Source organism: Flavobacterium sp. ACN6 (genome assembly GCF_002304005.1).
Classification (GTDB): Bacteria; Bacteroidota; Bacteroidia; order Flavobacteriales; family Flavobacteriaceae; genus Flavobacterium.
Window position 1 is genome coordinate 157,519 of the sequence record NZ_MRCQ01000004.1, and the last position, 19,556, is coordinate 177,074.

Sequence of the window (19,556 nt, forward strand, 5' to 3'; positions counted from 1 at the left end):
AACAGCCAAATTTTTATATTATGCGCAATTTTATTTGGAGTTTACTGCTATTTACTTCAGCAATTTGTATGTCGTTTGCTCAAACAAATGGTATTGAAAAAGGAACTTATTTGTCCACAAACAAAGGTCAGAAAATCAAGCTGAATTTGTTAGAAGATAATAAATACGAACTGGTATTTTATTCTGGAGATTATGAAATAAAAGGAGATTCATTATTATTTGCCAAAAATACTGCAGCACAAACTAATTTTGATCTTTCTTTTAAAATTGATAAAAAAGCTAAAAATATCAAAGTAAAATTTTTAGATCCGTCTTATTATTCCTTTTATATAGGAACCCAAAAAGGGAAAGAAGAAATTAAATACCAAAGACTTTCAGATATTAAAACGAAGTCTGATCCTGAATGGAAAAAAACAGACTTAGAATTTGAAATTGAAAAAGCCGCCTTTTTATATTTAGTTTTTGAAGACAATTATAATCCAACTACAGTTAATAAATATGCACTGCCAAAAGATGTTTCAGAAATTACTATAGGCTATGAATTGGCTGTCTTAGGAGATTTGAAAATCACAGGTTTTTTTGATAGAAGTACAAATGAGTTAAAAATCTCTGAAAAATCAGGACTAAATCCTTTGGTTTTTACAAACGAAAAAAATCCTCAGCCCGTAACCAAAACGCCAAAAGTCGTTCCTTTGGAAAGCTTATCTATTGAAAATTGGACCTATCCAGGTAAAGAAAATACTTTAGTAAATGAAGATTTCGGTACAGCCCTTGAAGTCGCAGTGGATAGCGCAGCGACAAATGTAGATTATGCAATTTCATCGCAGGAGTACACGAAATATGATTTTAAATTAAAAATTGAAAATAGCTTAAAGAAAGCTATTGAGTCGACAAAAGAAGCAAATAATAAATTTTTAGTCGTTGCAGTAGACAATAAAACTAAAGGAGCAAAAGAAAGTTTTGATGCTGTCATAAAAGATCAGGAAACGCAGACAGGTTATAATATGTATGATAAATACAATGCTCTTTATGATGTTTACAATTATTATTTGGCTGGAGCCGATGATAAAAAATGGTTGAAAAGTAATAAAATTACTAATGATCCAAGTGTGCTTATTTTAAACGGAGAAGGGAATTTATTAGCAGCTGCGAAATCAGATTTAACAGCTCAGCAATATCAATTTAGTTATTTTGGAGATCTATATCGTAAGGTTTTGAGAGCAGATGCTTTTGTTTCATTGGACAATGTTTTAAAAAATAAAAAGGCAGCTGACTCAGATTTGATTAAAGCTTTTAATAAAGCAGCTTTATTAGAAAGTTCTTATGATTATGATTCAGAATACACAGTTACAGATCCTAATTCAGCAGAGTTTGTAATTACCAAAGTTGCTTTGGATAGTAAACAAGTTGCACAAAGCTGGAAAAAATTGATCGAATCGCATCAAAAAGACAAGAATGCGAATATGTATTTGGTTGAAACAATTGTAAAAGAAATCAAAAATCAAGGATTTACAAAACAGCTTTACAATCAAGATAGAATTTTAAACGATACCGATTTCTTAGCGATCGATTACTTGCTTAAACATTCTCAAGAAATAGAAAATAATACCGCAGCCTTTAATAGTAAAGAAGGAGAAATTCACAGTCTTGGAAATGTAGTTTCAGAAATTTCGAATGCTTTACAGCTTAATGTTTATGCATCTCAAGATGGAGTTGATGGAACTATTAATAAAGAAAAATTCAATTCTATTTATAAAAAGATAATTGCATCAGGAAAGGGAAATTTTGATGCTTATAGAAATTACTTTGATTATTTAAATCAAACTGAAGACAAAGACGGATCAAATACTACTTTTCTAAAAGAATTTAATACTTATTTTGATTCGACTCTGGCAGGAACAAGTCCAATTGAAAAATTAGATGCAATTTTTTCTGGATTAGATTCGAGTTCAAGTTATTCCTACGATGGTTGGAATTCGTTTAAAGATTATCATTCTGACTTGAGTAATAATGCAGCTTGGAATGTAGTACTAAAACCTCAAAATGCGGCCTTTTTGAAAGATGCCATAAAATGGTCAGAATATAGTTTGGTTGTCACCAAAAATAATCCTTATTACTTAGATACTTTGGCGCAGTTGTATTATAAAGACGGCCAAAAACAAAAAGCAATAGAAACACAGACTTTGGCGGTAAAATATTTAGCTGTTGTTGGTGAAGAAGAAACTGCGGATGAAATAAAAGAAACGTTAGCAAAAATGCAGAACGGAAGTTACTAAGAAATATTTGCAATATAAAAGAGCCCGATAACGATTATAGTTTTCGGGCTCTTTTCATCTAATAATTTAACTACAAATAATTGTTACACGACTTTTGATTGAATATATTTGTAAGAATTATATTATTGTAAATACATTTGATTATGAGATCTTTTTTGTGTGTTTTGTTAATGTTTTTCTGTCTACAGATTCCATCTTTTGCTCAGCAGGAAACTTTAAAAAATAAATCCTATTATTCACTTGACAGTTCAGGACGAAGAGCGAAATTTAATTTATTGGATAATAATAAATTCGAATTTGTAACACTTTATGGAGATTACCAAGTAAAGGGGGACTCTTTAGTATTTACAGGATGGAACGTTGATATACCTTTTTTTGAAGTTAAATACTTAAAAAAGACTTCGATTGCTTCAGATAAAATAAAATTAAGTTTTCAGAATGACCAAGGTTTTTACGGTCTCTATTTGGGAACACAAGACGGAACAGATCCTGTTCAATATCAAAAAATATCAAAACTAGTAGAATATAACTCAGATGGTGATGCTGATGAAAGTTTCGTAATTAAAAGGACTCAGTATTTGTATCTGATAAGTGAAGGATTTGACTATGAACCAAGAAAAATATTCAAATATGAAATACCAAATGCGATTACTGAACTACAAATAAAGGTTAACTATTTTTCGTCTGGTATTACACAATTTTCTAGTTTTTATAACAAAAGTAAAAATCAGTTATTGATTAGTTCTACGAGTGATGTTGTTACCATTTTTCATCCAAATGAACCTGTTGCAGACTCAAATAATTCTATAATCCAGCCTTTAGAAAAGAAAGAGGTTTTAAACTGGACTTATCCAGGAAAAGAAACCGATGATTATGGAGATGTTGCCTCTCCTCAAGAAATAAGTGATTTACCAGATACAGATTTCAGACTAAAAATCGAAAAAACTTTGGCTGATGCCATCAAAAAAACTAAAACAGATGGAAATAAATTTCTAGTAGTATATAGTGATCCAAAGAATGCAGAGGCACAGGCTGAATTTGATAATTTAATTAAAAAACAGGAACAATATATAGGATATGTATCGAATATCTATGATCCGCAATATGATCTTTACAATTTTTATTTAGCCTCGAAAGAAGATGAAAGCTGGTTGAAGAAAAATAAAATGACAGATTCACCGGTATTAATGATTTTAGATGAAAATGGAACTATTTTAACTGTGGCCAAGTCAAATTTATCTCCAGATAAAATAGATAGATTTAGTTACTATGATTCTTTTAATGGTAAGCTAAAAAGAACTTATCTAAAAAATAATTTTTCTCAAATAATAAGCAGTAAAAACTCGAAAGATGTCAAACTAGTAAAGGCTTTTTATGATGTTTCTGCACTTGGGACATTAGGTGATTATGATTATGAATATAGTGAGGAATATGGAAACAAGGATGATTTTAAGTTTATTAAATTCGATTTAGATAAAAAGAAAGCCAGACAGGTTTGGAAAAAACTGATAGAAGCACATCAAAATGATATAACCCCAGATATGCTACTTGTGCAGGTAATTCTGCAGGAAATAAAAAATGTTGGTTATACAAAGCAAGTATATTTAGAACATAAAATTTTAGACGAGACCGATTTTAAATCTATAGATTATTTGATAAAACATTATGATGCAATCGATGCGAAACGCGCAATATTTAACGATCAGGAAAATACATCAATTAAAATAGGGAACATAAGCGCAGAGATTTCAATTGTACTGCAAAATTCAACTTCTAGATACGAGGAAGAAAATACACGTTATACAAAATCTGATCAGAAAAAGATTAAGGAAGCATACGATAAAATACTTTTAATTGATAAAGGAAATTTTGAGTTTTATAAAAATTACTTCCTCTATTTAGCTGATAATGCTGAGGAAACAAATGACAATTATAAGTACATACAAGAATTTGAAAAGTACTTCGATAAATATTTAATTAATAAAGAAAATTTAATTCAAAATCTTGATATTATATTTGATAATGCCTTTGACTCTAATTCTCTTTATTATTATGATTGGAAAGAATTCAAAGAATATTATTCAAATCTATGTAATGAAATATCTTGGGCGGTTGTGTTAAATTTAAAACAGCAATCGTATGTAAAGAGAGCCATAAACTGGTCTGAATGCAGTTTAGTATTAAATAAAAACAATCCATATTATTTAGATACTTTAGCACAGTTGTATTATAAAGACGGCCAAAAACAAAAAGCAATCGAAACACAGACTTTGGCGGTAAAATATTTAGCTGTTGTTGGTGAAGAAGAAACGGCAAACGAAATAAAAGAAACGTTAGCAAAAATGCAAAACGGAACTTATTAATAAAAAGTTTGGAATAAAATAAAAAAGCCGATTTCTAAATTAGAAATCGGCTTTTTTTATGTTTAGCGAGCTAAGAATGTCTAAAATCTAAGCTAGTCTAATAATCTAAATTACAATCCAAAAGCAGTTTTTACTTGGTCAACAAAATCGAGTTTTTCCCAAGTAAACAATTCAACAGTAACTGTTTTTGAATGTCCGCCCGGAGCAGAAAAAGTTTTAGTTACAGTTTCTGGTTTACGTCCCATGTGTCCGTAAGCAGCAGTTTCACTATAGATTGGATTTCTTAATTTTAAACGCTGTTCGATAAAGTAGGGACGCATATCAAAAATAGCTTCTACTTTTTTAGCGATTTCACCGTTTGTTAAATCAACTTTAGCGGTTCCGTAAGTTTCAATGAAAATTCCCATTGGCTCAGCAACTCCAATTGCGTAAGAAACCTGAACTAAGATTTCATCAGCAACACCTGCAGCAACTAAGTTTTTAGCGATATGACGTGTAGCATAAGCAGCACTTCTATCTACTTTACTTGGATCTTTTCCAGAGAATGCACCACCACCGTGAGCACCTTTTCCACCATAAGTATCAACAATGATTTTTCGTCCTGTTAAACCAGTATCTCCGTGAGGTCCTCCAATAACGAACTTTCCTGTTGGGTTAATATGGTAATTGATTTTATCGTTGAATAAATGAGCGTGCTCTGGGTTTTTAGCGATAATTCTTGGAATCAAGATTTCGATAATATCTTTTTTGATTTTAGCAAGCATTGTAGCTTCTTCATCAAAATCATCGTGTTGAGTTGAGATAACAATTGCATCAATACGAGTTGGTTTGTTATCGTCGCTGTATTCTAAAGTTACCTGAGATTTAGCATCTGGACGTAAATACGTGATTTCTTTGTTTTCACGTCTTAAAATAGCTAACTCTTGTAATAATTTATGAGATAAATCAAGTGCCAATGGCATGAAGTTTTCTGTTTCGTTTGTAGCGTAACCAAACATCATTCCTTGATCTCCAGCACCTTGCTCTTCTGGCTTAGCTCTGTCAACTCCTTGGTTAATGTCTGCAGACTGCTCGTGAATAGCTGAAAGAATTCCACAAGAATTCGCTTCAAACATATATTCACTTTTAGTATATCCAATCTTACGGATTACTTCACGTGCAATTTGTTGTACATCAAGATAAGTATTTGATTTTACTTCACCTGCTAAAATAACCTGACCAGTAGTAACTAATGTTTCACAAGCTACTTTTGAGTCAGCATCAAATGCCAGAAAGTTATCAATTAAAGCATCCGAAATTTGATCTGCAACTTTGTCTGGATGCCCTTCACTAACAGATTCTGACGTAAATAAATAAGCCATAATAATTTATTAAATTAACATTAAGCGAGGAAAAAGTAATTGCTGAAAGTGCTAAAGGAGAGTTTCTGCTTTAGCATTTTTTACTACTGAAATATATCTTTCAGCATTCATAACGAACCATTTCATTATGAAGAGGTTGCAATCAGTTCAAATTTTTCCTCTGTATTCGCGTGCAAAAGTACAAAACCATTTTGATTTGCAAATTAAAGTTCAACTTTTTTTATTTTTTATAGTAGAAATTTAACATTAATATAGTAATTTGATAGGGTAATGGAAAATAATTATGTTTTTGTTTGGTGGATTGAAAAAAAGTTCTCACATTTGCCAAACAAAACAAGTCGAAAAATGAATTTAATTGCTAAAAATATGTGCTGTATGATGCCGGAAACTTCCGCAGAGCGCACTATTGTTTAGTAGTTAAATCTAAAAATAACAATAAAACCTCTGCCATTCGCGGAGGTTTTTTTTTGTTCAAACCGAAAGTGATTTAAACCATATAAGATTTATAAGAGAATATAAGTTTTGTGTTCGCTTAAAAACTAATGACCTTATAGGTGAAAAAAAAATAAAAATAAAATGAATAATTCAATAGTAAATAAAATGATGATGTGTTGTAAGATGTCGATGTGCATCCCAATTTGCTATTGCCGAAAGTGAAAGATAAAATCTTTGTTATAGTTTCAACTATAAGCCCTTTTGGTAAGCCATCCGAAAGGGCTTTTTTATTTCCAACATTTTAAAATTAAAAATCATGAACACGCTAGATATAAATACAATCGCATTTGAATACTTATTGAGAACAGATTCTCAAAAAAATAATAAAGCTGAAGAGTCCATTAATGAAGCTGTAAAGTATAATCCAGAACAATATATAAAAAGTCAAAAATCATTATTGTTTCACATGTATGATCTGGAAGAAGAAGCAGAAAGTCATTTTGTTTAAATCAATTTAAAAGTCAATTAAAATTAGAAAATTCAATAACAATATATAAAAGTATTAACAATACCTAAAAACTAAGAAATCATGAGCACACACAAATTTGCAACAAACGCACTACACGCAGGACACGATGTTACTAAAAACGGAGCAACAAGAGCAGTGCCAATATACCAGACATCCTCATATGTATTTAATAATGCAGATCATGCAGCCAATCTATTTGGTCTTGCCGAAGCTGGATTTATTTATACAAGATTAAATAACCCAACAAATGACGTTTTAGAACAGCGTTTAGCGGCGCTTGAAGGCGGGATAGGAGCTGTAGTTACGGCCTCTGGAGCCTCGGCAATTTCTACAACATTATTAACACTGCTAAAAGCGGGTGATCATATTGTGGCTTCAAACAGCTTGTATGGCGGAACTTATAATCTTCTAAAAGTGACACTGCCAAGATTAGGAATTACAACAACATTTGTAGATCCTTCAAAACCAGAAAACTTTACCAAAGCGGCAAAAGAAAATACAAGAGCTTTTTTTGTGGAATCTCTCGGGAATCCAAAATTAGATGTTTTGGATTTAAAAGGAATTTCGGCAGAAGCCAAAGCATTTAAAGTACCTTTTATAGTAGATAATACAGTTGCGACACCTTATTTATTAAATCCAATTCAATATGGTGCCGATATTGTAATTCACTCCTTAACTAAATATATCGCTGGAAACGGAACTTCATTAGGAGGCGTTATCATTGATGCTGGAAATTTTGACTGGTCTAACGGAAAATTCCCTGAATTTACCGAACCATCTGCAGGATACCACGGATTAGTATATCACGAAGCTTTAGGAAATGCGGCTTTTATTGCAAAAGCGCGAATTGAAGGACTGCGTGATTTTGGTGCTGCTTTGAGTCCATTTAATGCTTTTCAGATTATTCAAGGATTAGAAACACTTCCAATCCGAATCAAGAAACATAGTGAGAATGCTTTGGCTTTGGCCGAATGGTTAGAGAAACAAGAGGAGGTCGTGTGGGTAAATTATCCAGGTTTAAAATCTAATAAATATTATGATTTAGCTAAGGAATATTTACCACAAGGCCAAAGCGGGATCATTACTTTTGGGTTAAAAGGAGGTTTTGATGCGGCTAAAAAAGTAGTAGATGATACCAAATTATTCTCATTGCTGGCAAATATAGGTGATACCAAATCGCTGATTATTCATCCGGCAAGCACAACACATCAACAGCTGTCAGATGAAGAGCAAGTTGGAACAGGAGTTTCAAAAGATTTAGTTCGTCTGTCTGTGGGAATTGAAGATATCGAAGATCTAATTGCAGATCTTCAAACTGTTTTTGAAAGTGTTTCGCTTTCCCAATACAGTATAAATAAGAATTAGGTTTTTTTGTTTTTTGTTTGAAAAATTGCCTTTAGTGATTGGTTATTGCTAAAGGTGATTTTTTATGAAAAGCATCATTATAAAAATTAAACCATGTAGAGACGCACTGCAGTGCGTCTTATTGTGGTTAAACATTAAAATGTTAGAAATTATGTCAAAGCTTAAAATAAACATTATCCTTTTTGGAATTGGAAATATCGGAAGTACTTTGATCAATCAGATAATTGAAAGTCAGGATTTTTTTCTGGAAAGTAGAAATGTAGATTTTCATTTTCCTATTATAACCAATTCTACCGTAGCTTTTTTTGAAAAAGAAGGTGTTGGTTATGCTTGGGAAACCAATTTCAGACAATTGGCAGTTCCTTTTAAAGTAGAAGATATTATTGAATTTGCTAAAGAAAATGAATTCGAAAATTTGATTGCTGTCGATGCAACCGCCAGTGATGAATTGGTGAAACATTATAACACGCTCATCAAAAACGGATTTAACATTGTGGCTGTAAATAAAAAAGCAAACACACTGCCAATCGATTTATATAAAGAACTAAGATCGAATCTTAAAAAGTATGACAAAGAGTTTTTGTATGAAACATCGGTTGATACGGGAATTCCGGTTTTACAGACCTTGAGAGATTTGTATTATTCGGGAGAAAAAATTACCAAGATTCGAGGCGTATTTTCAGATCATTTAAGTTATGTTTTTAATCGGTTTTCGGCAGAAGATGTTTCGTTTTCATCTGTTTTAAAAGATGCAAGTCTTTTGGGATTAATGAAATCAACATTTAAAGAAGATTTGTCTGGAAATGCCACAGCGAGAAAACTGCTGATCTTAGCCAGAGAAATTGGTAAAGATTTTGATTTTTCGGATATTCAGATACAGCCTTTTATTACAGAGAAGCATCTAGAAAAAAATGGAATTCTTAATAAAGATGAGGTAGATAAGTCTTTTAAAATTTCTAAAATCACCCAGTCAGATGATCACGTGCTTCGTTATATTGGCGAATTTGATCTAGAAAGAAATAAGCTGGAAGTTAAATTGATTTCAGAATCCGCCCATTCTCCAATTGGACAATTAAAAGGTTCAGATACCATTTTTGAAATTTACACACAATCTTATGCTCAGGTTCCAATTGTAATTCAGAGCGCGCCGCCATGTAAACAGGCAATTTCGCGAGGGATTATAACCGATATTTTGAAAGTTGCCGAAAGAATTAGGAACAAAGAGGCAGTCTGGTCCTGAATTTTTTAGAAAAAAGCAGAAAAAATTAGAAAAAATAAGAAATGTTCTTTGATAAATTGATTCGTTAAGGAAATTTAGAAAGTTGAAAATGCTTAGTTTAGCCTTGTTTTTGCAGTAATTTTCTTTAAATTATTTTTGTAAGACGTTTTTCGACGTTAAAAAATAACTTTTTAACGTATTTTGTAATTAAATTCTTGAATTTTATTTGTGTAATAAAAAAAATATTTGCATATTTGTTATACCCAAAAACTACTAGAAATCAAATGAACTTAAAAGTCAACAAAATGTTTTGCGCCATTTCGGTTATTACCGAGGCTGGGTTGTCTATTGCTTAAAAAATTGTAAGAATACAATATATATAGTAAAGCCTCCCAAAACAAATTGGGGGGCTTTTTAATTTTACACAAATGCAACAATTTAAAATACAATATAAATCACAGATGAATAAATCCTTACAGCTAAACAAGATGTTTACTGTCGCGCTTATTTGCGTGCACGTCTGTTGATACTAAAAGCATAAATGAGTTTAAAAACTTAAACCCTTTTGGTATCTGAAATTCCAAAAGGGTTTTTTTATTCCGTAAAGGGAGTTAACATAAAGATAAAAAAGAGATAAACATTATAAAACGCAACTAAACTAAAACTTAATATCATGAGCACATTGAACTACTTAGCAAAAACGATTTCTACTTTGAAAAACAAAAGAACAAAAAGAAATAACCCGCCGCCGCCAGCAAACGAATTGGCTCACCCAAGATTCGGAATTACTGAGACGGATAAAAATGCTGAAAAAATAACACCAAACTCTTTATTGTTTTTGATGTATTCAAAAGAAAATGAAACGCTTTTTATTTAATTTAAAAAGTTTCACAAAATAGGCTTCGGCCTGCTTAATTTTACTGGGCATTTTTGTTCGGTAAATTTTTGCGTATAAGAGTTTTTGCTGCAGGATGTTTATGAAATTTAACAAACAGTTTTCGATAAAATTTGTTTGTTAAAGAAATTAGTAGTTAATTTGCACCATTAAGTTCAAAAAAGTATTGAAATGTTATAAAGAAAGGACGAGGGATTAGACCCGATGAATCCTTAGCAACCCTTCGTTAATTCGAAGAAGGTGCTGCATTCTACCACTCCCAAAAGTGGAAAGATAACAACGAGAATTTTTCTAGTTTACACTAGTTTTTTCTTTCTAATATTTCCAGATACAAATCAGATAATACAACAGATTTGAAAATTGGAAAATATACCAAACCCTATTAGCATACAAAATTTCACCACAGAAAATGGTGTGCTTTATCATACACTACCGTTAAGTTTTACTACCGCTGGCCAGCCATTGTACAGCGCGCCTATTGTTTTGGTAAATCATGCCTTAACAGGCAACGCACAAGTTACCGGCGAAAACGGCTGGTGGAATGATTTAATTGGTGTAGGTAAAACCATTGATACTTCGCTTTACACGATTTTAGCTTTTGATATTCCTGGGAACGGGAGTAATTCCTTTTTAATTGAAAACTATCTCGATTTTACTGCCAGAGATGTGGCCCGAATTTTTATCGAAGGCATAAAAACTTTAAATATAGAAAAGCTTTTTGCTATTATTGGAGGTTCAGTTGGAGGCGGAATTGCCTGGGAAATCTTAGCATTAGAACCAAATATCACAGAACATCTTATACCGATTGCAAGCGATTGGAAATCGACAGACTGGCTTATTGCCAATTGTTTTCTGCAGGAACAAATTTTAAATAATTCTTCAAAACCTATCGAAGATGCGAGAATACACGCTATGTTGTGCTATCGCTCGCCAGAATCATTTAAAGAAAAATTTCAGCGTACCGTTAATCAAGATCTTTTGATTTTTAATATCGAAAGCTGGCTCGCACATCACGGAAAAAAACTGCAGCAAAGATTTCAGCTGGCTTCTTATAAATTAATGAATCAGCTGCTTAAAACAATTGATATTACTAGAAATAGTGAAAGTTTTGAAAACTTATTGTCGCAGACATCAGCCTCAATTCATATCGTAGGAATTAATTCAGATTTGTTTTTTACAGCAAAAGAAAACGTAGAAACTTACGAAGAATTGAAAAAGTTTAAAGACAATGTTTTCTACAGCGAAATTGATTCGGTTCACGGACATGACGCTTTTTTAATCGAGTACAAACAATTAGATCATTTACTTGCCGACATTTTTAAGGCAGAAACAATAAAAAAATAAAATGAAGGTATTAAAATTTGGAGGTAAATCATTAGCAAATGGAGAAGGACTTAATAAAGTTGTTTCAATCATTTCAGATAAAGTAAATCAAGGTGAAAAAATTGCCGTTGTAGTTTCTGCGCGCGGCAACGCAACAGATGAATTGGAATTTATCTTAACCATTGCTGCAAAAAACGGCAGTTATAAAGAATTATTAGAGAATTTTAAAAAATATCAAATATCAGATTATCCGCATGTAGATTTTTCGGAAGAATTTAATGTTTTAGATAAACTTTTTGAAGGAGTAAGTTTGATTGGCGATTACAGCAAAAAAATCAAAGATCAGATTTTATCGAAAGGAGAACTACTTTCGGCTAAATTATTAACTGCTATCTTAATAGAAAAAGGAATTCCAGCCAATTTTGTAGATTCAAGAGAATTGCTTAAAACCGATTCTAAATTTGGTGATGCACAGCCTTTGGAACAGCTTTCAAAGAAAAATGTAGTAAATTATTTTAAAGAACATAACGGCGAAACGGTTAATATAGTTACAGGCTTCATTGGCTCTAACAACAACAACGACACAACTACTTTAGGTAGAAATGGCAGTAACTATACCGCTTCGTTAATTGCTAATTATTTAAATGCAGAAGAACTTCAAAACTTTACACACGTTGACGGAATCTATACTGCAAATCCAGATTTAGTTGCCGATGCTAAAAAAATCGAATATTTGTCTTTTAATGAAGCAAACGAGCTGGCTAATTTTGGCGCAACAATTCTGCACGCCAAAACGATTATTCCGTTATTAGAAAAAAATATTCCGCTTCGTATTTTAAATACTTTCAATCATGAAAACCGCGGTACACTAATTACTTCAGATTCTGATAAAGAAGGAATTAAAACGCTTTCTGTTTTAGAAAACGTTTCTCTTGTAAATTTGGAAGGACGCGGATTACTTGGAAAAGCTGGAGTTGATGCCCGTATTTTTAAAGTAATGGGCGATCATAATATTAGTGTAAGTATTATTTCGCAAGGTTCTTCAGAAAGAGGAATTGGACTTGTTGTAGCGACTGAAAAAGCTACACTTGCAATGGTAGAATTGGAAAAAGAGTTCGAAAATGACTTTTACTCTAAAGATGTGAATCAAATTACGGTTACAGATAATGTATCGGTAATTTCGATTATCGGACAGGATTTAAGTACATTCCACAAACCGTATACAGCTTTAATCAAAAATAAAATTGTTCCTATTTTGTTTAACAACACCGTTACGGGTAAAAACGTGAGTTTGGTTGTTAAAAAAGAAGAATTAAACAAAGCCTTAAACGTAATTCATGGAGAGATTTTTGGTGTTTCTAAAAAGATAAACATCGCTATTTTCGGTCACGGATTAGTTGGTGGCACTTTGATCAATCAAATCTTAGAATCGGCTGCAGCCATTGAAAAACGTAAAGATATTAAGCTGAATGTTTTTGCTATTGCAAACTCAAAAAAACTGCTTTTAAATAAATACGGGGTTCCTGCAAACTGGAAAAATGAAATTGAAACGAAAGGTGAAGCTTACACGATTAAAGATATTATCGCTTATGCAAATGATCATCATTTAGAAAACCTAATTGCGATAGATAATACAGCAAGTGCCACTTTTGTAGAAAACTATATTCCGCTTATAGAAAGCAGTTTTGATTTAATTTCTTCGAATAAAGTAGCCAATACATTAAGCTATGGTTTTTATAAGGAATTGAGAAAAGCTTTAACCGAAAACCAAAAGAATTATTTGTATGAAACCAATGTTGGTGCGGGATTGCCATTAATTGATACGATTAAATTATTGCATCTTTCGGGAGAAAATATCACTAAAATTAAGGGAGTTTTCTCTGGAACATTAAGTTATTTATTTAATAATTTTTCAGCTAAAGACGCTCCATTCAGTGAAATTCTGCAAGAAGCGATTGATAACGGATATACAGAACCAGATCCGCGTGAAGATTTATGTGGCAATGATGTGGGAAGAAAATTATTGATTTTAGCAAGAGAATTAGATTTGCAAAATGAGTTTGAAGAAATCTCGATTCAGAATCTTATTCCAGAACATTTAAGAGAAGGAAGTGCTTCTGATTTCTTGACAAAACTAAAAGAATTCGATCCAATTTATGCTAAAATAAAAGCAGAGCAACAGCCAAATCACGTATTAAGATACATTGGAGAATTGTCTGGAGATTTGCAGAATGACAAAGGAAATCTAGAAGTAAAATTAGTTTCAGTACCATCAGATACGGCTCTAGGCGGATTAAAAGGTTCTGATTCTTTCTTCGAAATATATACAGAATCTTACGGAGATCGTCCAATCGTAATTCAGGGAGCTGGTGCGGGTTCTGCAGTAACGGCGAGAGGAGTTTTTGGAGATATTTTGAGATTGTCTGATAAAGGATAAGAAGTCTAATTTGTCATTGCGAGGAACGAAGCAATCACATTTGCAAAATCAGCTTTGTGTAATTGTTAGTGAGGTTGCTTCGTTCCTCGCAATGACAAGAATAAAAAAACAAAAAAACAAAAAAAAACAGCTGAGATCCGCGTTTGAAAATCCGCGTCATCAGCGTTCAATAAACAAAAAAAATGAAAGTAACCTTAAACAGAGTAAACGACGCGTTTCATTTTAAAGTAAAAAATGAAAGAGGTCATATAGTTGACGTTGACAGCAGAGCTGAATTTGGTGGAAGCGATTTAGGCGCAAGTCCAATGGAATTAGTTTTAATGGGTGTTGCAGGATGCAGTGCAATTGATATGATTTCCATTCTGAAAAAACAGCGTCAGGAAATCACTTCTTTTAATGCTGAGGTTGAAGGTAAACGCGTACAAATCGACGAAGCAAAACCTTTTAAAGAAATCGATGTGGTTTTTTATTTAGAAGGAGAAATCAACCCTGATAAAGCAAAAAAAGCAGCACAGCTTTCTTTCGAGAAATACTGTTCAGTAGCCAAAACGGTTGAGCCAACAGCAACAATTAAATACAAAGTTGTCTTAAACAACGAAGCTTTATAAATTAGATAATTAGTCAATTAGATAATTAGAACATGCTCTGAATGAGTATAAATAATTGACTTGTTTTAGTTTGGATTTTAGTTTAGAAACTTGAAACCTGAAACTTGAAACAAAAAAACAAAATAACAACACAATGAATAAAGAAGAATTTGGTTTTGAAACCCAAGCAATACGTACACATTTAGAAAAAACTCAATTTCAGGAACATTCTAGTCCTCTGTATTTGTCATCAAGTTTTGTATTTGAAGATGCAGAAGATATGAGGGCCTCTTTTACAGAAGAAAAAGTACGTAATATTTACTCTCGTTTTAGCAACCCTAATACTACAGAATTTGTAGATAAAGTATGTGCGATGGAAGGTGCAGCATCAGGTTACGCCTTTGCAACTGGAATGGCTGCAATCTATTCTACTTTTGCTGCATTGCTAGATTCAGGAGATCACATTGTTTCTGCAGGAAGTGTTTTTGGGTCGACTCATGCACTATTTATGACGTATTTTCCAAAATGGAATATTGAAACCACTTATTTTGATATCAATAAGCCGGAAACGATTGAAAGTTTCATCAAACCAAATACTAAAATCCTTTACGCAGAAACACCAACAAATCCGGGTGTAGATGTAATTGATTTAGAATTGTTAGGACAAATTGCAAAAAAACATAATTTAATTTTAATAATAGATAATTGCTTTGCAACACCTTACATTCAACAGCCTATAAAATATGGTGCACATATTGTAGTTCATTCAGCAACAAAATTAATGGATGGACAAGGGCGTGTTCTTGGAGGTGTCGCAGTTGGAGATGCAGAGTTAATTCGTAAGATATATTTATTTTCAAGAAATACAGGGCCGGCAATGTCACCATTTAATGCTTGGGTTCTATCAAAAAGTTTGGAAACTTTGGCAGTTCGCGTGGATAGACATTGCGAAAATGCCTTAAAAGTTGCTGAGTTTTTAGAAAGTCATCCAAATGTTAACAGTGTGAAATATCCGTTTTTGAAATCACACCCAAAATATGAGATTGCAAAAAAACAAATGCTTTTAGGAGGTAACATTATTGCTATCGAAATTAAAGGCGGTCTTGAAGCAGGAAGAAAATTTTTGAACAAAATTAAACTATGTTCACTTTCTGCAAATATTGGCGATGTTAAAACCATTGTAACACATCCAGCTTCTACAACGCACAGCAAATTATCTGAAGAAGATCAATTGGCAGTTGGAATTACGCAAGGTTTGGTTCGTGTTTCTGTTGGTTTAGAAACCGTCGCAGACGTAATTGCCGATTTAAAGCAGGCACTTGATAATTAATTTTAGTTCTAATTTTTGATATTGGATTCTCTCACTTTATTAATGACGATTTTAACTGTAAATTAATTACTGTTAAAAATCGTCATTCTTTTTTCAAGATTGTTTCACTAAAAAATATATTTTTGCTGAGGTTGAAATTAAAAAGAGTAATAATTCAAATTCAAAATACAATTGGGTACTTCTGTATATGTGGTGGAAAAGAAAATTTTAACTTCTGATCGAGATCGTTTTTTTAATTGTCTTATTGATTTTGTATTTATTCTCGTCACGATATTTATTTTTACTTTATTGGTCGTAATTACTGGAAATATTTTGCAGTGGGCTATATACGAGATTTTGGTGGAAATAATGATAAAACTTGGAATGTTTGGGACTTATCTTTCTTTTGCAATGTTTTATTATTTAGTGCTTGAAGCATTTTTTGGCAGAACAATAGGAAAGATTATTACAGGTAGTATTGTCGTAAATGAAAATGGTTTGAGACCGAATTTTAAAGCTATTTGTATAAGAACATTATGTCGTCTAATTCCTTTTGATGCGCTTTCATTTTTAGGTAAGTCAGAAAGAATATGGCACGATTCTATTTCTAAAACATTCGTTGTAGAGAAAAAGGACCTAGAAAATGATATGGAAATGTTTTATAGTTTAAATTTAATCGGCGTAAATGATGCAAACGAATCTAAACTATACTAATTTAGTAGAATATAGGTTTCAATCTGTTATATTCTCATTTAAAAAGATTATTTTTGTTACAAGAAAATATGTTTATTGTTTTTTTAGTCCATTTTGACTATAATTTACAATTACAATCTAAAATATAAAAATGCTTTCAAAGAAAACAAAATACGGAATTAAAGCCCTTACATATTTAGCCAGGAGAGACAATAACGAACCTGTACAAATTGCCGAAATTGCGAAAAGTGAACATATTTCGATTAAATTTTTAGAAAGTATTTTGCTGCTTTTGAGAAACTCTGGTTTTCTTGGAGCAAAAAAAGGAAAAGGCGGTGGTTATTACTTGATAAAAGATCCTAAAGACATTAGTATGGCGAAAGTCTATCGTATTTTAGAAGGTCCAATTGCATTACTGCCTTGTGCGAGTCATAACTTTTACGAAAGATGCGACGACTGCGATGATGAAACTACTTGTGCAGCAAGACGTTTAATGACTGAGGTAAGAGATAATACCCTTAAAATATTAGAAAGTAATTCATTAGCAGATATTGCATTTTAGAAGTTGCTTTTTAAAATAAAAAAAAGACCATTTCATATTAGTGAAATGGTCTTTTTTTTTATCTACTATCTAATGTCTGCAAGGTTTTCGAAACCTTGTAGGTTTTATTAAAATCACACCTAAAAAAAAACTAAAACCTTGTATGTCTCTAGTATAATTATACCTACAAGGTTTCGAAAACCTTGCAGGAGGAATGGAGTATTTATTTTAAAAAATTAATTTATATCCCGCTAGGAAAAGCATAACAGCGATGGCATTTCTAAGGAACAAATCAGGAACTTTTCCACTTAAGCTGCTGCCAATATAAATTCCAGGAAGAGATCCTAATAATAATTGTCCCAACAGTGCTAAATCTAAATTTCCCATAGAAGCATGCCCAATTCCGGCAACTAAAGTTAACGGAACAGCGTGCGCAATTTCAGTTCCTACTAAACGAGGAGTTGGAAGTAAAGGATAAAGAAAAAACAAAGTTACAGTTCCCAATGCTCCAGCTCCAATAGAAGTTAAGGTTACAGTTGCACCTAATAAAACTCCAATTGCTATAGTCAGCATATTTTGGGTACGGCTTTCGCTGTGAAATTTATCTCCCGCATGTTTTTGAGAAAACTTTAAAATTTTATTTTTGAATATAATCGCAACAGAAGTAAACAATAATGCCCATCCTAAACTGTATTTAATTACGCGATTTATGGTTTCAATATCAGTCTTTATGCTATGTAATATCCATAGTGTTACCAAAGCTGCGGGAACACTGCCCAATGTTAGCCAGCCTGTAATTTTCCAGTTTATATTCCCTTTTTTATGATGTACAAAAACACCGCCCATCTTGGTAAAAGCAGCATAAAGCAAATCGGTTCCTACTGCCGTTGTAGGCGATATGCCAAAATATAATAAAATCGGGGTCATTAAAGAACCTCCGCCAACACCTGTTAATCCAACAATAAAACCAACCGCTAACCCAGCAATCACAAGACCAATCTGAAAATCCATAAAAAAAATTTGGCGCTAAAATACGACATTTTTATAATTATTCTATAGATATTGTAGAGATTAAAAAAGGTATTTAATATGCAAACCTATTTTGCAATTATATTGTTTAAATATGCTGTAAAGTGTCATTATTTGTGAAATTAGTTTAAAGACCTCTCTTAGAATCTTATAAATGACTAATTCAAGGCTTAAAAAAATATTAATATTACTTTGTAATTTAGAAATAAGTAGTATTTTTGCAAAGTAATCTATTAGTCCGATAGGGTAATGGGTTTTAAGATAAAACCAATCGTTTTAATATGGAAAAAGAACTGAAAATAAATACTGCTGATTCTTTGAAAGAAAAGCTGTGGATTGGTATTCCTATTGTTTTATTGGTAGGTTTATTATCAGTGTTAATATACAATCACCACGCTGAATTTTCCTGGGACGGATTTGTAGCAGGATTCAATCAGGAATTTTTAGTGTTTTTTGCCATTGGTGTTTTTGCACAATTGGTTGATGGAACCTTAGGAATGGGCTATGGAGCAACTTCGACGTCATTTTTATTGGCTTATGGAATTCCGCCAGTGGTAAGCAGTACAGCAGTTCATGTTTCTGAGATGTTTACAACAGGAGCTTCGGCACTTTCACATCATAGATTTGGAAATATTAATAAAAAACTGGTAAAACATTTATTGATTCCAGGGGTTTTAGGTTCGATAACAGGAGCATATTTATTATCAGATGTAATTGATGGAGATATTATTAAACCATTTATTGCTGTTTACATGATTATTTTGGCGATAATCATTATTAGAAAAGCTTTAAAAAAGAATATTGTAAAAAGAAAAACTAAAAAATTAGGTGTTTTAGCCATTTTTGGAGGTTTCATGGATTCGGTTGGCGGCGGAGGCTGGGGACCAATTGTAACTTCAACATTATTAGGAAGAGGAAGAAATCCGAGATATACTATTGGTTCAGTTAATGCAGCTGAGTTTGCCATTTCATTTGCAAGTGGTATAACCTTTATGCTTTTTGGCGGTATTCACGGCTGGCAGGTAATTATCGGGTTGATTTTAGGAGGAGTTATATCGGCACCGTTAGCAGCTTATTTGGTAAATAAAATCAAAAGAAAACCAATGATGGTTGCCGTTGGAGTTCTAATTATATTATTGAGTTTAAAAACATTATCTAAATTATTATAATTCTTTAGATAGGGAGAAAGAGATT

The 19,556-nt window shown here is 32.2% G+C and carries 15 protein-coding genes and 1 riboswitch; of the genes, 13 read left to right on the plus strand and 2 right to left on the minus strand.

Going from position 1 to position 19,556, the window contains the following annotated elements; translation table 11 throughout:
* The first annotated feature begins 20 nt into the window (after nt 1–20).
* Nucleotides 21–2,276, plus strand: a complete 2,256-nt coding sequence (locus tag BSF42_RS08070) for a hypothetical protein (RefSeq protein WP_095952574.1) — start codon at nt 21–23, stop codon at nt 2,274–2,276.
* 143 nt (nt 2,277–2,419) lie between these two features.
* Complete coding sequence (locus tag BSF42_RS08075) at nt 2,420–4,639, plus strand: hypothetical protein (protein WP_141248437.1); 2,220 nt, start codon at nt 2,420–2,422, stop codon at nt 4,637–4,639.
* 110 nt (nt 4,640–4,749) lie between these two features.
* Here BSF42_RS08075 and metK read toward each other — a convergent pair whose 3' ends face one another.
* The gene (gene metK / locus BSF42_RS08080; protein WP_095952576.1) at nt 4,750–6,000 is read right to left on the minus strand and encodes a methionine adenosyltransferase; all 1,251 of its coding nucleotides are present in this window, start codon (nt 5,998–6,000) and stop codon (nt 4,750–4,752) included.
* 751 nt (nt 6,001–6,751) lie between these two features.
* On the opposite strand from metK, the gene BSF42_RS08085 reads away from it, so the two are divergent.
* From BSF42_RS08085 to BSF42_RS08130, 10 genes are all read left to right on the plus strand, one after another.
* Entirely contained in the window at nt 6,752–6,943 is a 192-nt protein-coding gene (locus tag BSF42_RS08085) for a hypothetical protein (protein ID WP_095952577.1), read from the plus strand.
* Nucleotides 6,944–7,024: 81 nt separating this feature from the next.
* On the plus strand, nt 7,025–8,329 hold the full coding sequence (locus BSF42_RS08090; RefSeq protein WP_095952578.1) for an O-acetylhomoserine aminocarboxypropyltransferase/cysteine synthase family protein: 1,305 nt from the start codon (nt 7,025–7,027) through the stop codon (nt 8,327–8,329).
* 151 nt (nt 8,330–8,480) lie between these two features.
* A complete protein-coding gene (locus BSF42_RS08095; protein WP_095952734.1) occupies nt 8,481–9,569 on the plus strand; it encodes an aspartate kinase in 1,089 nt (362 codons plus the stop codon).
* A 652-nt stretch (nt 9,570–10,221) separates the two neighbouring features.
* A complete protein-coding gene (locus BSF42_RS08100) occupies nt 10,222–10,425 on the plus strand; it encodes a hypothetical protein (protein WP_095952579.1) in 204 nt (67 codons plus the stop codon).
* A 189-nt stretch (nt 10,426–10,614) separates the two neighbouring features.
* Nucleotides 10,615–10,723: riboswitch (SAM riboswitch) on the plus strand.
* 80 nt (nt 10,724–10,803) lie between these two features.
* Entirely contained in the window at nt 10,804–11,787 is a 984-nt protein-coding gene (locus BSF42_RS08105; RefSeq protein ID WP_095952580.1) for an alpha/beta fold hydrolase, read from the plus strand.
* Between the two features lies 1 nt (nt 11,788).
* Nucleotides 11,789–14,203: a bifunctional aspartate kinase/homoserine dehydrogenase I gene (gene thrA, locus BSF42_RS08110; RefSeq protein WP_095952581.1), complete on the plus strand. Its 2,415-nt coding sequence runs from the start codon at nt 11,789–11,791 to the stop codon at nt 14,201–14,203.
* 182 nt (nt 14,204–14,385) lie between these two features.
* Nucleotides 14,386–14,811: an OsmC family protein gene (locus BSF42_RS08115; protein WP_095952582.1), complete on the plus strand. Its 426-nt coding sequence runs from the start codon at nt 14,386–14,388 to the stop codon at nt 14,809–14,811.
* A 133-nt stretch (nt 14,812–14,944) separates the two neighbouring features.
* The gene (locus BSF42_RS08120) at nt 14,945–16,120 is read left to right on the plus strand and encodes a PLP-dependent aspartate aminotransferase family protein (RefSeq protein WP_095952583.1); all 1,176 of its coding nucleotides are present in this window, start codon (nt 14,945–14,947) and stop codon (nt 16,118–16,120) included.
* Between the two features lie 171 nt (nt 16,121–16,291).
* Complete coding sequence (locus BSF42_RS08125) at nt 16,292–16,813, plus strand: RDD family protein (protein ID WP_172426657.1); 522 nt, start codon at nt 16,292–16,294, stop codon at nt 16,811–16,813.
* Between the two features lie 130 nt (nt 16,814–16,943).
* Nucleotides 16,944–17,354 carry an Rrf2 family transcriptional regulator gene (locus BSF42_RS08130; protein WP_095952585.1) on the plus strand — a complete coding sequence of 137 codons (411 nt, stop codon included), beginning with the start codon at nt 16,944–16,946 and terminating at the stop codon, nt 17,352–17,354.
* Nucleotides 17,355–17,561: 207 nt separating this feature from the next.
* On the opposite strand, the gene BSF42_RS08135 is transcribed toward BSF42_RS08130, so the two are convergent.
* Complete coding sequence (locus BSF42_RS08135; protein ID WP_095952586.1) at nt 17,562–18,344, minus strand: sulfite exporter TauE/SafE family protein; 783 nt, start codon at nt 18,342–18,344, stop codon at nt 17,562–17,564.
* A 299-nt stretch (nt 18,345–18,643) separates the two neighbouring features.
* Between BSF42_RS08135 and BSF42_RS08140 the strand changes: the two genes are divergently transcribed.
* Complete coding sequence (locus tag BSF42_RS08140; RefSeq protein ID WP_095952587.1) at nt 18,644–19,531, plus strand: sulfite exporter TauE/SafE family protein; 888 nt, start codon at nt 18,644–18,646, stop codon at nt 19,529–19,531.
* Nucleotides 19,532–19,556: the final 25 nt, after the last annotated feature.